A 14,124-nucleotide genomic window follows, 5' to 3' on the forward strand; every position below is an offset into this window, starting at 1 on the left:
CCCGGCTTGTTCTCGATGATGATCGACTGCCCCAACTGCTTGCCCATCGACAAGGCCAGCGCCCGCGCCACCACATCGCTCACACCGCCCGCCCCATAGGGCACGATCAGCACAACAGGCCGGTTGGGATAATCGGCTTGCGCTACAGCAGGCGCGGCAAAACCCGCAGCGCCCAGGACGGCAATGCTGGCTGCGACAGCGGCAAAAGTACGGCGATGCATGGTCGTCTCCTTGCAATGGTGGTTGTTTGCCCTGCAGCCTAGCGAAGCCACCCGCCCATACCCCCAACACAGGTGACAGCGCCGTTGCACCGACGCTCCAATGCAGGGAAAACCACCATCCGTTGACTCTTTAGTGCGTGACCCATGGGTGCAGCCGCCCTTGGAGACGGCAGTCAGTAATTTTTCAAAAATAATCGTTCAACAATTCTTCATAACACACTCAACAAAAGAAAAAACAAGACCTACAAACTTTCGATATTGTTGAAATCCCTGATGGAAGTTAATTGGCAGGAATGTTACTTTTGGCAAGCAATTTGCAGGTACATTGCAAGCGGCGCGCGGCGGAGGGCTGCGGCGCCGTGCGTTCACCGTTTTCATCCTGGCCAGCGACCGCTGAGCCGCTTTCTTTGAGGAGCCACTATGAAGCGTCGTTTTTTCTGTGCTACCGCCACCCTGGTTGCCAGCATCGGTTTTGCCACGGCGGCTGCCGCCCAGACCAAGTGGGACTTTGCCACTGCCTACGGGCCCGGCAACTTCCATTCCAAGAACAACGAGCTGTTTGTGAAGGATGTGGATGCAGCCACGGGCGGCAAGCTCAAGATCACGCCCCACTTCGGCGCTTCGCTGTTCAAGATGCCCGAGATCAAGCGCGCCGTGCAGACCGGCAATGCGCAGATGGGCGAGTTCTTTCTGGTGAGTTTCCAGAACGAATCGCAGATTTTTGGCGTGGACGGCCTGCCTTTCCTGGTGGGCAGCTATGACGATGCCTTCAAGCTGTACCAGGCCCAGAAGCCTGCGCTGCAAAAACTGCTCGACAAGCAGGGCCAGGTGTTGCTGTATTCGGTGGCGTGGCCACCGCAAGGCATCTACACCAAGAAGCCGGTCAATTCGGTGGCCGATCTGAAGGGCATGAAGTGGCGCGTGTACTCGCCCACCACGGCCCGCATTGGCGAGCTGATCGGCGCGCAGCCGGTGACGGTGCAAGAGGCCGAGCTGGCGCAGGCGCTGGCCACGGGCGTGGTCGATGGCCTGATCACGTCAAGTGCGACCGGCGCCGACAACAAGCTGTTCGAGAACCTGAAGTATTACTACAACGTGCAGGCCTGGATTCCAAAGAATGCCGTGACCGTGAGCAAGAAGGCGTTCGCCGCATTGGGCAAGGCCGAGCAGGATGCATTGCTGAAGGCCGCAGCCGCAGCCGAGGAGCGCGGCTGGAAAGAGTCGAAGGAAGTGGATGCCAAATCGATCGCAGCACTCAAGCAAGGCGGCATGAGCATCGAGACGGGCTCTGCCCAGCTCAAGGCAGACCTGGCCAAGGTAGGGGAAACCGTGGTGAAGGAGTGGACCGAGAAGGCCGGCGCCGATGGCAAGGCCATTCTGGACGCGTACAAGGCTGGCAAGTAAGGATCAGCACCGGATCACGATGGCATGCGCCCATCTGCCCCACAGGCCGATGGGCGCCTTTGTCAGTGACCACAGCCTTGGAACACACATATGCGTAAATTTCTAGATGGCTTGTACTCTGCCGCCGCCTGGCTGGCAGGGCTGTCCATGATCGGCATTCTGGTGATGGTGCTGCTCACCGTCCTCAGCCGCGTCATCGGCTTCAACGCACCCGGCACCGACGCCTACGCGGGCTACGCGATGGCGGGCGCCGGTTTTCTGGCACTGGCCAGCACTTTCAAGAAGGGCGAGCACATCCGCGTCACCCTGCTGCTGGGCGCGCTCAAGGGCAAGGCACTCAAGGCGATGGAAGTTGCCGCGCTGCTCATTGCCACCATATTGGCCGGTTTTCTGGCCTTCTACTCTGCGCGGCTGACCTGGCAGTCGTGGGACATCGATGATATTTCGGTGGGCATCGATGCCACGCCCATGTGGATTCCGCAGATTTTCATGGCCCTGGGTACCCTCATCTTCTTCATCGCCCTGTGCGATGAGCTGGTGCTGGAGCTGATGGGCAAACGCCAGACCGCCGTGAACGAGGACGCACACCATGAGTGAAATTACCGCAAGCATTGCACTCATCGTGGTGCTCCTGCTGCTGCTGGCCGGCGGCGTGTGGGTGGGTCTGACGCTCGCTGGCGTGGCCTGGTTCGGCATGCAGTTCTTCACCGCGCGCGCCGCAGGCGACGCCATGGCCATGACCATCTGGGGTTCGGCCAGCAGCTGGACGCTGACGGCCCTGCCCTTGTTTGTGTGGATGGGCGAGATTCTCTACCGCACCAATCTGTCGGAGAGCATGTTCCGGGGCCTGGCGCCCTGGGTCAACGCCCTGCCCGGCCGCCTGCTGCACACCAACGTGATCGGCTGCACGATCTTTGCGGCAGTCTCCGGCTCGTCTGCAGCCACCTGCGCCACCGTGGGCAAGATGAATGTGCCCGAGCTGATGAAGCGCGGCTACCCGCAGGACCAGGTAATTGGCTCGCTGGGCGGCCCCGCCACACTGGGCCTGTTGATTCCGCCCTCCATCATCCTGATCGTGTATGGCGTATCGGCAGAGTTGTCGATATCGAAGCTTTTCATGGCTGGCGTGCTGCCGGGCATCATGCTGGCGGTGATGTTCAGCGGCTGGATCATGGTGTGGGCGTTGATGAATCCCTCCAAGGTGCCCAAGGCCGATGCAACGATGGGCTTCAAGGAGAAAATCTACGAATCGCGCCACCTGATTCCGGTGGTGCTGCTGATCGCCTCGGTGATTGCCAGCATCTACACCGGCATTGCCACTGCGACGGAAGCTGCCGCCATTGGCGTGGTGGGCTCGCTCATTCTGTCGGCTGCGCAAGGCGCCCTCACCTGGAAGAACTTCAAGGATTCGCTGTTTGGTGCCACGCGCCTGTACTGCATGATTGCCTTGATTCTGGCTGGCGCCGCCTTCATGACGCTGTCGATGGGCTACATGGGCCTGCCACGCCAGCTGGCCGAATATGTGGGCAGCCTGAACCTGTCGCCTGCGATGTTGATCGTGGTGCTGGGCATTTTCTACATCCTGATCGGCTGCTTTCTGGATGGCATCTCCACCATCGTGCTGACCATGAGCGTGGTGCTGCCCATCATCCATGCCGCAGGCATCGATCCGCTGTGGTTCGGCATCTTCCTGGTGATCACCGTGGAGACCGCCCAGATCACACCGCCCGTGGGCTTCAACCTGTTCGTGCTGCAGGGCATGACGGGCAAGCAGATCACCTATATCGCCCGCGTCTGCGCGCCGTATTTCTTCCTGATGGTGATCGCGCTGGTGATTCTGTGGTTCTTCCCGCAGATCGTCACGGCGCTGCCCAATAACATGTAGGCTCCCATCCACGTGCGAAAAACCGGCTCCTGCAGCCGGTTTTTTTTCGTGCACGGGCAACGAGCCTCCAAGCCAAAGGCACCCTCGCATTCACCACGACAATGGCGGGTGAAGCACCGCATTTCTCAGAAGCTCCATGCACTGGCCATCGCCATTCTGTTCATTCTTCTTGGGCTGGTGCCATGGCGACAGCATTTGACATTCTGAACCCCTATCTTCAGCAATTGGCTCTTTACAGACAGACTGAAACTGAGGACATCCATGCAGATTCACGGCTCCTGCCACTGCGGCGCCATCCGCTTTACCGCCGATATCGACCCTGAACGCGTCACGCTCTGCCACTGCAGTGACTGCCAAGCGCTGTCGGGCGCACCGATGCGGGCCATCGTCAGGGCGCCCATCGGGCAGTTCCATCTGCAGGGCGACCCGAAAGCCTATCTCAAGACCGCGCAAAGCGGCCAACGGCGCGCGCAGGTATTCTGCCCCGAATGCGGCACCCCCATGTATGGCAGCGAGGCCGTGAACCCGCAGTATGTGGTGATTCGCCTGGGCTGCGTGGCCGAGCGCGCCCACTTGCCGCCGCGCAAACAGATCTGGACGCGTTCTGCCATGCCGTGGATTCATGACCTGGAAAACGTGCCTGCCTTTGCCGAAGGCAGCTGATTTCATAAGAAAATAGCCTCCAGCGCGCCCCCCATAAGCGCGATTCGCTTTATTTTTATAGCACCACTCCACCGTGTGCGCTATTCCTCTGCCGCATGACCCGCCTTTTTGAGTTTGCCGATTCCGAAATCAGCCGCATCGAAACCTCGCCTGCCGGGCTGGTGATTCGTTTTGCAGCGGCCATGCTGCGCGTGCCTGAGGCCAACGAAGCGCTCTCTTCCCGCCGCAGCCAAGGCTATACCAATGGCCTGAGCCTGACATTGACGGGTGCCCTGGTCACCGGCGACATGGCCGCTTGCACAGGCCGGCTGGCGGAAGGCCAGTTGGTGCTGGCGCAAGAACGCCTAAGTGCCCTGCCCGTGCCCAGCCTGTATGCGGCGGATGGCACCCATGAAACGGGTGGAGCAGCCCTGCAGCTGGAGCTGCAGAGCGCCCAAGGGGCCTGGCTGCGGATCGATGCCACAGGCCTGCGCTGCGAAGAGGCAGCGGATGCGCGGTTTCATGAGGTCTTTCAATGCTGAACCTGCCAACCACCGAGACACGTTTGCCCAAGGTACTGGTCAGCGCCTGCCTGCTGGGCCAGCCCGTTCGTTATGACGGAGGCCACCAATTGGCGCATCACCCGGTGCTGGCACGCTGGCTGGCGCAGGGCCAGGTGGTTGCCATCTGCCCGGAGGTGGCAGGCGGCCTGCCAACACCCCGCCCACCGGCAGAAATCACGACAGGCGGCAGCGGTGCCAGCGTGCTGTCTGGCCACGCACAGGTGCGCGACAGCGCAGGTGACGATGTGACGGATGCCTTTGCGCGTGGCGCCCAGCTTGCGCTGCAGTTGGCGCACAAGCACGGCATACGGGTTGCAGTGCTGAAGGACTTCAGCCCTTCCTGCGGATCCAGCCATATTTACGACGGCCAGTTTGCGGGCCGCAAGGTGGCTGGCGACGGCGTGACCAGCGCCTTGCTGCGCGATGCGGGCATTGCGGTGTTTGGCGAACACCAATGGGATGCAGCAGCGCAAGCCCTGCAGGCCGCTACCTGCGCTGCGGGCAAGGATTGATCGACATGCGTTTTGAAGGCACTTTGCAGTCGTGGAATGACGAGCGCGGCTTTGGCTTCATTGCTGCCGATCAAGGGGGCGACCCTGTTTTTGTACACATCAAGGCATTCGGCCCGGGCGCTGCGCGGCCCCAGGCGCAGCAGCGGTTGAGCTTTGAGGTGGAACCGGGCCCGGAAGGCAAGAAGCGTGCCCGCAAGGTGCAACTGGTTCGCCCGCGTGCTGGCACTGCTGGCCCTGCCACTTCTGCTGGCAGGCCCGCTCGCGGCACGCAGCAGCGCAGCCCCGCATCCGCCCGCTCTGCCCATGGCAGTGCCCGCTGGGGAACCGCCAGCCTGTTTGCCTTGCCAGCCTTTGCGCTGCTGGTTGTGGTGCTGGGTGTGCTGTGGCACCCGCCATCGTGGCTGCTCTGGTGGTATGCGGGTCTGAGCGCATTGACCTTTGTCATCTACGCCCTGGACAAATCCGCAGCCCAAAGCGGCCGGTGGCGCACCAAGGAGAGTACCTTGCACCTGCTTGCCCTGGGCGGTGGATGGCCTGGGGCGCTGGTGGCGCAACAACTGCTGCGCCACAAATCGGCCAAGACGGAATTTCGTGCGGTTTTCTGGCTGACCGTGCTGCTCAACGTGGCCGCCCTGGTGTATGTGTGTTCCCCCGCCGGGCGCCATCTGCTGCCTTATTAGGTCTACCGTCGTTTGCCAGCAATCATTGACCTGCCGACTTCAGCACGTCTCGTTTTGGTATGGCTCAATGGGTGTTGGCGGTAATGCCAAGCGCCAGGCGCTCAATGCCTGCATCGCTCAGATCATCGGTCGCATAGCTCTGGCGCGCAGGCCACTGGGCAAAGTTGCGCGATTGCGAGCGTTCGTAGTGCGGGTCGTAGTGCTGCGCCATCAACTCGGCAAACAGGGGCGACAGCGCGCCTTGCCGCGCCCAGCCCTGCCAGCGGGCCACCGCCTCCTTGCCTTGCAATTCCTTGAGGTAGCCCAGTTTTTCTTCCAGCAGGGCCGCATCGTCGCCCAGGTAGGCATAGTCGCGCAGCAGGTAGGCCAGGCGCGCCTCTGGCGTTGCCTGGATTTCGACCACCGGCGCCGCGCGCAGGTGCGCCACCAGCGGCAGGGGCAGTGCAATGCGGCCAATCTTGGCGCTTTCCCCTTCGATGAATACCGGGCGCTCCAGATCCAGCGTGCCGATCTGCTCGGCCAGCAAGGTCTCGAAATGCTTCTGGCTGGGCTGGGCAACGCCCGGCAGGCTGCCCAGGAGCGAGCCCTTGTGGCTGGCGTAGCCTTCCAGATCGATGATCTGCGCGCCCTGCTCCGCCATGGCGTGCAGCACACGGGTCTTGGCGCTGCCGGTTGCACCGCACAGCACACGCAGTTGCAGCCGGGGCACCAGGGTGTCCAGTTGTTCGATCACATGCGAGCGAAAACCTTTGTAGCCGCCAGCGAGCTGCTGTGCATCCCACCCCACCAGGCGCAGCCAGGTCACCATCGAGCCGCTGCGCAGCCCACCCCGCCAGCAGTACACCAAGGGCTTCCAGTTGGCAGGCTTGTCATGGAAGGTATCGCGCAGGTGCCGCGCCAGGTTGGCGCTGACCATGGCCGCGCCCAGGCGCTTGGCTTCAAAGGGGCTGACCTGCTTGTAGATGGTGCCGATCTGCGCGCGCTCTTCGTTGCTGAGCACAGGGCAGTTGATGGCGCCGGGAATGCGGTCCTGCTCAAACTCTGCAGGCGAGCGGGCGTCGACGATGGTGTCGAACTGGTCAATGTCGCTGATGCGGACAGGCTGGCGGTGAGACATGGCAGAAGGCTCGGGGCTCCAACATGGAGCCAGTCAAAAACAGGGCGCCGCTGTCATGGCAACAGCAGCTTCGCAGTGTTTGATCGAGCCTCGATACATCCGTTTGTGGCCCCTGTCTTGGAAGGGGCGCACGCTGCGCGCGAAAGCTGGCATTATCCCACCGCGCGCAAGCCAGTGACAGCTGCTCAGCCGTCCACGGGTTGCGCGGGCGTCTCCAGGGTCAGCTGGTACAGCGCCAGATCCAGCCAGCGCCCGAACTTGAAGCCCACTTGTGGCATCAGGCCCACGCTCTTGAACCCGAGCTTTTCGTGCAGCGCAATCGAGCCCGTGTTGGCGGCGTCGATGGCGCCCACCAGCGCATGCACATCGTGCGCCCGGGCCTCGGCAATCACTGCCTGCAAAAGCCGCTTGCCCAGCCCCCGGCCGCGCTGGTCGTTGCGCACATAGACCGAGTGCTCCATGGTGTACTTGTAGGCCGGGTAGGCGCGAAAGCTGCCGTAGCTGGCAAAGCCCAGCAACTCTCCGGCCTCGTCTTCCAGGCCGATCACCGGCCAGCCGCCCTTTTGCTTGGCGGCAAACCAGGCCACCATGCTCTCTGCCGTGCGAGGCTGGTAGTCATACAGCGCCGTGCTGTTGATGATGGCATCGTTGAAGATGGCCAGGATTGCAGCGGCATGGCGCTCATGGGTGCAGGGCACCAGTTTCGGTTCACTCATCACTTGCTCCGGGAAAATTCGGGGTTCACCAAGGCCAGCACATAGCGCGCGGGCGTGTTGCCGGTGTTGGAAAACACCAGCGTCTGGTTCAGCTCCATCGCAAGGCAATCGCCCGCCTGCAGCGCCCAATGCTGACCGCCCAGGGCCAGCTGCATGCTGCCCTCCAGCATCCACAGTTGCTGGTGCAGCGGCTGGCTGCGCAGGGCATGGTCAAAAGCCACGCTCTGGCCGGACGGGAAGATCACCTCCACCAACTCCAACGGCGCGGGGTAGCCAACGGGCGAGAGCTGGCGGCGCACATAGCCGGTGGCCGGGTCCTGCCAACGCGGCTGGCTGGCGGCGCGCACCAGGGGCTGCGCCACTTCGCCGCTGCGCTCCTCTTCAAACAACGATGCCAGCGGCACCTGCAGCGCCTGCGCCAATTTACCCAGGACAGCGGCAGTGGCGCTGGTTTCGCCCCGCTCGATCAGCGAGATGGTCGAACGGCTCACACCACTGATCTGCGCCAGGGCATCGAGCGTATGTCCGCGCGCCTTGCGCAGGCCATGCACACGGACGGAGAGAAGCTGGTCGATGGACATGCATCCATCATAATAGAATAAATTCCAATTTACTGGAATAAGTGCAGTCAATGCACTAAATGCATTCAACAAGGGCGCTTGTGGCCTTGTTCATGCAACCGGCCTGTGCAGCAATGCCATGGTGTGCATGTCAAAGTACACCCCATCCACACAGAAGCCGTCGCGCAGCAGCCCTTCGCGCACAAAGCCCTGGCGCTCGTACAGCGCTATGGCCCGCGCATTGTCTGCACGCACGGCAAGCTCCACCCGTGTAAAGCCATAGGATTGCGCGGCTTTCAGCGCGGCCTGCATCAGCCGCTCTCCAATGCCCTGGCCACGCATTGCGGGCAGCAAGCCCATGCCCAGCATGCCCACATGGGCACGCGCCTGTCCGTGCACGGGTTGCACGCCGCACCACCCGCACACCTGGCCGTCTGCCAGCGCCACATAGTATGGCTGGCCCTTGTCGATATAGGCTTGCAGGTACTCGCGCATCTGCGCAGGCGCTGGCGCGCATTGCGATGCGAGGTAGTGCTTTTCGCGCGCCACCGTATCAAACACCTGCCAGACGGCGTCGAACTGTGCAGGCTGCAGGGCTTCAATGGATATCTGCATCGCGGTCACAGCCTTCTGCGCAGCGCTTCAAAAAACAGGGTCGACTGCAGGCGTTCGCCATTGGCCTGCTCGGCCACCCGTGCGGCCAGCGCCGGATCACAGGGCGCCAGTGGCACACCGGTCGATTGCGCCAGTACCTGGGCTTGGCAGGCGCGTTCCAGGTAGTACAGATCGTCAAAGGCGTAGTCCATGCGCTCGCCGCAAACGATGATGCCGTGGTTGCCCAGAAAGCTGATGTCCGCGCCCCGCATGGCATGGGCGATGCGTTCGCCTTCGCGGCCATCCAGTGCAAAGCCGTTGTACTGGCTGTCCACCGCCACGCGGCCATGAAAGCGCATTGCGTTCTGGCTCAAGGTGGTGTCCAGCGCGCGTTGCTGCGTCAGGGTAAGTGCAGTCGCATAGGGCATGTGCGTATGCAGCACGCAGGTCTTGCGGGCGATGCGGTGCACGGCCGTGTGGATGAACATGGCGGTGGGCTCCACCGCGTGGCCACCTGCAACCACGCAGCCCTGGTCGTCGACGATCACCACATCATCGGCCTGCACCTCGCTCCACATGAGCCCACGCGGGTTGAGCAGAAAGTGGCTGCCATCGGGCAGCGCCATGCTGAAATGGTTGCACACGCCCTCGCCCAGGCCGAAATGCGCTGCCGCACGCAGGGCCAGCGCCATGTCCTCGCGCATCTGGACGACATCGGGATCGGTGAACAAGGGGTGCGCTGTGCTGCCTGGGGTATGGGGTGCATTCATGGGGCGGCCACTCTGTAGAGGAAGACGGAAGAAGTTCCACCAGTATGGAAGGCGCCCGAGCCGCAGGCAAGCGCCTGGGGCACAAACCGGCTGTTACTGTCTCCTGCATGCGCTCCGTATTTCTGCCAATTGTGTCCGCAATCCATCGCTATCCTCGGTTTCAGGATATGTCATCAAAACCGCCTCTGGCGCCCACCAGTCAAACGCTAAATGCTATGAAAAATATAGAAATCATCGACGGCAACCTGCTGGACCAGCCAGTGGATGTGATTGTCAACGCATGGAATCGCAACATCATTCCCTGGTGGCTGCTGCTGCCACGAGGCGTATCAGGTGCCATCAAGAAGCGGGCGGGCTACCGGCCCTTCTGGCAGTTGGGCATGCTGGGGGCGATTCCGCTGGGCGGCGCGGTTACCACCTGCGCGGGCAGGTTGCCGTTCAAGGCGATCGTGCATGTGGCCGGTATCGACATGTGGTGGCGTGCGTCGCAGGCTTCCATCCAGGCCAGCGTGCATTCGGCCATGCAGATCGTCCATACGCGCGGCTACCGCTCCGTGGCCTTTCCGGCCTTGGGGGCAGGCACCGGCGGGCTGTCCGAAGAGCAGGCCCTACACTGGATGCAGGAGAGCCTGAACACCATCGACAGCAAGGCGCATGTGCGGCTGGTGCGCTTTGGCGGTGCAAGCCAGGCAGGCCGGGTAGGCCGGGCCTTGGCAAATTACAGCGAAGCGTAGACCGCATCCCGCACTTCGTTGACCAGTCGGCCGGCCATGCCTTCGAACGCCGTGTTGGTGAGCAGGATCACGCTCAGCCTGCGCTCGGGGTCAACAAACCAGTTGTGTCCATACGCCCCACCCCATTGCAGACTGCCCTTGCCCTGGGGCGTTCCGGCCAAGGCCGGGTCGACCAGAACCGCCCAGCCCAGGCCAAAGCCCCAGCCCGGGCCCTGCGTCTGGGCTTGCGGGCCGACCTGGTCACGCACCATCTCCTGCGCGGTTCTAGGCTGCAGCAGGCCGCGCTGCCCGGCGGCGCTGCGCCTCACCGATTCCAGCAGCTGGAGGTAGTCATCTGCATTGCCCACCATGCCTGCGCCGCCGGATGCAAAGGCATGGCGGTCAAACGCCCGATTGGGAGAAAAGCGCACGCCCCCCTCCTGCCCGGCAGCGAGGGGAACCACCATGTTCTCGTGCACGCGCACTGGCTGGGGCTTGCCGTCGGCATAGGGTACCGCCAGCGGCGTCCCCGGGCGCACCGCAAAGCGGGTGTGCTGCATCTGCAAGGGATGGGTCACAGACCGCGCCACCACCTGCTGCAGCGGAGCGCCCCCGGCCTTGGCGACGACGGCGCCCAGCACATCGATGCCCAGCGAATAGCGCCACTGGCTGCCCGGGGCGAAGTACAGCGGCGCCTTGCCCAGCCTGCGCAGGTTTTCATCCAGGCTGATGCCGCTGCTGTCGAGCCCGTCGGAGACGCCCAGCCGGGCATAGGCACCATCGGCCCCTTCCGCAAATCCATAGCCCAGGCCCGAGGTGTGGGTGATGAGCTGGCGCACCGATAGCGTGGGCACGGTCTTCTCGCCGTGGGCCTGCACCAGGGGCGGCCGAAAATCCGGCAGGTACCGGGTGACGGGCGCGTCCAGCTGCAGCTTGCCCGCTTCCACCAGCCGCATGGCGGCCAGCGTGACGATCGGCTTGGTCATCGAAGCGAGGCGAAAGCCGGTCGATGCCTGCATGGGCCGCTGTGCTTCACGGTCCGCATAGCCAACGGCCTGGCGGTAGAGCACGGCTCCATCCTGCGCCACCAGCACCACGGCACCCACGATCCGCTTTTGCGCGACGGCCGCATCCAGCACCGTGTTGAGGTTGGCGGCGAGCCGGGCCCGTTGCTCCAGCGCAGCATCGCTGGCCGCGTGGGCGATAGACGCCAGTGAAAGCAGACCGGCGGCAAGCGGCCGTGCCATGGTGGCAAACACATGGTTCATGGAGAACTCCTTGGCGGAAAACCGCAGTGTCCGCCACTTCACGCTCAAGAAAAAGCGTGCAACACTTCACCCATCGTGAAGAAAAACTTATCCAACCCGCGCGATTCGCTGAATGCGCTGAGCACCTTTGTACTGGTGGCACGCCTGCGCAGCTTTACCCAGGCGGGCAACCAGCTGGGCATCAGCGCGTCTGCCGTTTCGCAGCAGATGCGCAAGCTCGAAGCGCAGCTGGATGTGCGACTGCTGCAACGCAACAGCCGCCAAGTCTCCGTCACCGAAGCGGGTGAGCAGTTGCTGGCAGAGGTGACGCCGTCGCTGGACCAGCTCGACCTTGCCATGCAGAAGGTGCGCGCCGCGCGTGACGAGCCCACCGGCTTGCTGCGCATCAATACTTCGCGGCTGGCGGCGGGGCTGCTCATCACGCCCCGGCTCGATGCCTTTCTGGCACGCTACCCGCGCATTCAGCTCGAGCTGTTCACCGACGATGCGTTTTCCGACATCGTGCAGGATGGCTTTGACGCAGGCATTCGCCTCGGCGCCTTTCTGGCACGCGACATGGTGTCGCTGCCGCTCGACCAGGGCCAGTGGGAAGCCGTGGTCGCCAGCCCGGCGTACTGGCAGGCGCACGGCATGCCGCAAACGCCTGCCGATCTGGCCCGCCATGACTGCATCCGTTTTCGGCTCCCCGGCTCCAAGCGCTTTGTGCCCTGGATTTTTGTGGTGGACGGCAAGGAACAAGCCATTGAACCCAGGGGGCGCCTGATCTTTTCGGACGACGCCTACCTCACCCGCGCGGCCTGCCAGGGCTATGGCGTGGCGCACAAGTTTGTGGCCAGTATTCAGCAGGAGCTTGCCACCGGCTTGCTGGTGCCGGCCTTGCAGGCCTTCGAGAGGCCCTGGTCGGGCTTTCACATCTACTACCCGGCGCGCAGGCAGATGCCTCCCAAGCTGCGGGCGTTCATCGATTTTCTGCGCGAGGAGCCACCAGCCTGAAGTGCTGACGATTCCAGCACCGGGCTACAAAAAAAACGCAGCCCGAAGGCTGCGTTCCTGTTTTCATCGCATGCAGCGCTTACTTGATGAGCGTCACACCCGTCTTGGATTGCGCGTCATCAAAGCTCACCTCGGGGGCCAGCTCAATCACCTTGAGGCCCTGCTCGGTCACATCGAACACACCCAGGTCGGTGATGATGCGATCGACCACGCCCACGCCGGTCAGCGGCAAGGTGCAGTTCTTGAGAATCTTCAGGTCGGTGGTACCGTCCTTCTTCTTGGCCACGTGTTCCATCAGCACGATCACGCGCTTGACGCCAGCGACCAGATCCATCGCGCCGCCCATGCCCTTGACCATCTTGCCCGGAATCATCCAGTTGGCCAGGTCACCCTTCTCGGACACCTGCATGGCGCCCAGGATGGACAGGTTGATCTTTCCGCCACGGATCATCGCAAACGACTGGTCCGAGCTGAAGATGGAGGAGCCGGCGATGGTCGTCACCGTCTGCTTGCCAGCGTTGATCAGGTCGGCGTCAATGGCGTCTTCGGTAGGAAATGGGCCGATGCCCAGCATGCCGTTTTCCGACTGCAGCCACACTTCCTTGTCGCCGGTGTGGTTGGCCACCAGGGTAGGAATGCCGATGCCGAGATTGACGTAGAAGCCGTCTTCCAGCTCTTGCGCCGCGCGTGCGGCCATTTGGTCTTGGGTCCAAGGCATGTCAGGCTCCTTATTTCTTCTCGGTGATGGTGCGCTTTTCGATGCGCTTCTCGGGCGTGGCGTTCAGCACCAGGCGGTGCACATAGATGCCAGGCAGGTGGATTTCATCGGGCTTCAAGGCGCCGGTCTCGACGATCTCTTCCACTTCCACGATGCAGACCTTGCCGCAGGTGGCCGCTGCCGGATTGAAGTTGCGCGCCGTCAGGCGGAACTGCAGGTTGCCGCTCTTGTCGGCGCGCCAGGCCTTGACCAGCGACACATCGGCAACGATGGAGCGCTCCATCACATAGGTCTCGCCGTCGAATTCGCGCAGTTCCTTGCCTTCTGCCACCTGCGTGCCCACACCGGTCTTGGTGAAGAAGGCGGGAATGCCGGCGCCGCCAGCACGCATTTTTTCGGCCAGGGTGCCCTGGGGTGTGAATTCCAGTTCCAGCTCGCCTGCCAGGTACTGGCGCTCGAACTCCTTGTTCTCACCCACGTACGATGCGATCATCTTCTTGATCTGGCGGGTCTCCAAAAGCTTGCCCAGGCCGAAACCGTCGACGCCGGCATTGTTGGATGCCACAGTCAGGTTCTTGGCACCGCTGTCGCGCAGCGCTTCGATCAGCGCCTCGGGGATGCCACACAGGCCAAAACCGCCCACGGCCAGCAACTGGTTGTCTGCGACCACGCCTTGGAGTGCAGCTGCCGCATTCGGATAAATTTTGTTCACACGTGTCTCCTAATTAAGAAGGGCTTGTTCCGCGAATGAAGCATACTACGTATTAG

Annotated in this window: 17 protein-coding genes and 1 pseudogene; 9 read left to right on the forward strand and 9 right to left on the reverse strand. The window is 62.7% G+C overall.

The window, feature by feature from the left end; all coding sequences use genetic code 11:
* A pseudogene (locus ACH2DG_RS07575) lies at nucleotides 1–221 on the reverse strand (tripartite tricarboxylate transporter substrate binding protein); the annotation flags it as partial.
* A 420-nt stretch (nucleotides 222–641) separates the two neighbouring features.
* On the opposite strand from ACH2DG_RS07575, the gene ACH2DG_RS07580 reads away from it, so the two are divergent.
* From ACH2DG_RS07580 to ACH2DG_RS07610, 7 genes are all read left to right on the forward strand, one after another.
* The gene (locus ACH2DG_RS07580) at nucleotides 642–1,625 is read left to right on the forward strand and encodes a TRAP transporter substrate-binding protein (RefSeq protein ID WP_395025217.1); all 984 of its coding nucleotides are present in this window, start codon (nucleotides 642–644) and stop codon (nucleotides 1,623–1,625) included.
* A gap of 90 nt (nucleotides 1,626–1,715) precedes the next feature.
* Complete coding sequence (locus ACH2DG_RS07585) at nucleotides 1,716–2,222, forward strand: TRAP transporter small permease (RefSeq protein ID WP_395025218.1); 507 nt, start codon at nucleotides 1,716–1,718, stop codon at nucleotides 2,220–2,222.
* Entirely contained in the window at nucleotides 2,215–3,510 is a 1,296-nt protein-coding gene (locus ACH2DG_RS07590) for a TRAP transporter large permease (RefSeq protein ID WP_395025219.1), read from the forward strand. Before ACH2DG_RS07585 ends, ACH2DG_RS07590 begins: the two co-directional genes overlap by 8 nt.
* A 261-nt stretch (nucleotides 3,511–3,771) precedes the next feature.
* Complete coding sequence (locus tag ACH2DG_RS07595; protein WP_395025220.1) at nucleotides 3,772–4,173, forward strand: GFA family protein; 402 nt, start codon at nucleotides 3,772–3,774, stop codon at nucleotides 4,171–4,173.
* Between the two features lie 95 nt (nucleotides 4,174–4,268).
* Entirely contained in the window at nucleotides 4,269–4,694 is a 426-nt protein-coding gene (locus ACH2DG_RS07600) for a hypothetical protein (protein WP_395025221.1), read from the forward strand.
* Nucleotides 4,695–4,717: 23 nt separating this feature from the next.
* Entirely contained in the window at nucleotides 4,718–5,227 is a 510-nt protein-coding gene (locus ACH2DG_RS07605) for a DUF523 domain-containing protein (protein WP_395025439.1), read from the forward strand.
* 5 nt (nucleotides 5,228–5,232) lie between these two features.
* Nucleotides 5,233–5,907, forward strand: coding sequence for a DUF1294 domain-containing protein (locus tag ACH2DG_RS07610; protein WP_395025222.1), 675 nt, complete (start codon nucleotides 5,233–5,235; stop codon nucleotides 5,905–5,907).
* A gap of 64 nt (nucleotides 5,908–5,971) precedes the next feature.
* Here ACH2DG_RS07610 and mnmH read toward each other — a convergent pair whose 3' ends face one another.
* The 5 genes from mnmH to ACH2DG_RS07635 all read right to left on the reverse strand — a co-directional run bounded on the left by mnmH (nucleotide 5,972) and on the right by ACH2DG_RS07635 (nucleotide 9,664).
* Nucleotides 5,972–7,024, reverse strand: coding sequence for a tRNA 2-selenouridine(34) synthase MnmH (gene mnmH, locus ACH2DG_RS07615; RefSeq protein WP_395025223.1), 1,053 nt, complete (start codon nucleotides 7,022–7,024; stop codon nucleotides 5,972–5,974).
* A 185-nt stretch (nucleotides 7,025–7,209) separates the two neighbouring features.
* Nucleotides 7,210–7,740: a GNAT family N-acetyltransferase gene (locus ACH2DG_RS07620; RefSeq protein WP_395025224.1), complete on the reverse strand. Its 531-nt coding sequence runs from the start codon at nucleotides 7,738–7,740 to the stop codon at nucleotides 7,210–7,212.
* Complete coding sequence (locus ACH2DG_RS07625; RefSeq protein WP_395025226.1) at nucleotides 7,740–8,321, reverse strand: helix-turn-helix domain-containing protein; 582 nt, start codon at nucleotides 8,319–8,321, stop codon at nucleotides 7,740–7,742. Before ACH2DG_RS07625 ends, ACH2DG_RS07620 begins: the two co-directional genes overlap by 1 nt.
* 90 nt (nucleotides 8,322–8,411) lie before the next feature.
* Nucleotides 8,412–8,915 (reverse strand): GNAT family N-acetyltransferase, encoded by a 504-nt coding sequence (locus ACH2DG_RS07630; RefSeq protein ID WP_395025227.1) that lies wholly within the window; start codon nucleotides 8,913–8,915, stop codon nucleotides 8,412–8,414.
* Nucleotides 8,916–8,920: 5 nt separating this feature from the next.
* A complete protein-coding gene (locus ACH2DG_RS07635; protein ID WP_395025229.1) occupies nucleotides 8,921–9,664 on the reverse strand; it encodes an aldolase in 744 nt (247 codons plus the stop codon).
* Nucleotides 9,665–9,879: 215 nt separating this feature from the next.
* On the opposite strand from ACH2DG_RS07635, the gene ACH2DG_RS07640 reads away from it, so the two are divergent.
* Nucleotides 9,880–10,398, forward strand: coding sequence for a macro domain-containing protein (locus ACH2DG_RS07640; RefSeq protein WP_395025230.1), 519 nt, complete (start codon nucleotides 9,880–9,882; stop codon nucleotides 10,396–10,398).
* Here ACH2DG_RS07640 and ACH2DG_RS07645 read toward each other — a convergent pair.
* The gene (locus tag ACH2DG_RS07645) at nucleotides 10,383–11,645 is read right to left on the reverse strand and encodes a serine hydrolase domain-containing protein (protein WP_395025231.1); all 1,263 of its coding nucleotides are present in this window, start codon (nucleotides 11,643–11,645) and stop codon (nucleotides 10,383–10,385) included. The two genes, ACH2DG_RS07640 and ACH2DG_RS07645, sit on opposite strands and share 16 nt — an antisense overlap.
* A 75-nt stretch (nucleotides 11,646–11,720) precedes the next feature.
* On the opposite strand from ACH2DG_RS07645, the gene ACH2DG_RS07650 reads away from it, so the two are divergent.
* Nucleotides 11,721–12,638, forward strand: coding sequence for a LysR family transcriptional regulator (locus tag ACH2DG_RS07650; RefSeq protein ID WP_395025232.1), 918 nt, complete (start codon nucleotides 11,721–11,723; stop codon nucleotides 12,636–12,638).
* A gap of 79 nt (nucleotides 12,639–12,717) precedes the next feature.
* On the opposite strand, the gene ACH2DG_RS07655 is transcribed toward ACH2DG_RS07650, so the two are convergent.
* On the reverse strand, nucleotides 12,718–13,356 hold the full coding sequence (locus ACH2DG_RS07655) for a 3-oxoacid CoA-transferase subunit B (protein WP_224152388.1): 639 nt from the start codon (nucleotides 13,354–13,356) through the stop codon (nucleotides 12,718–12,720).
* 10 nt (nucleotides 13,357–13,366) lie between these two features.
* The gene (locus ACH2DG_RS07660; RefSeq protein WP_184711688.1) at nucleotides 13,367–14,068 is read right to left on the reverse strand and encodes a CoA transferase subunit A; all 702 of its coding nucleotides are present in this window, start codon (nucleotides 14,066–14,068) and stop codon (nucleotides 13,367–13,369) included.
* Nucleotides 14,069–14,124: the final 56 nt, after the last annotated feature.

Source organism: Comamonas odontotermitis (genome assembly GCF_040396735.1).
Lineage (GTDB): Bacteria > Pseudomonadota > Gammaproteobacteria > Burkholderiales > Burkholderiaceae_C > Comamonas > Comamonas odontotermitis_C.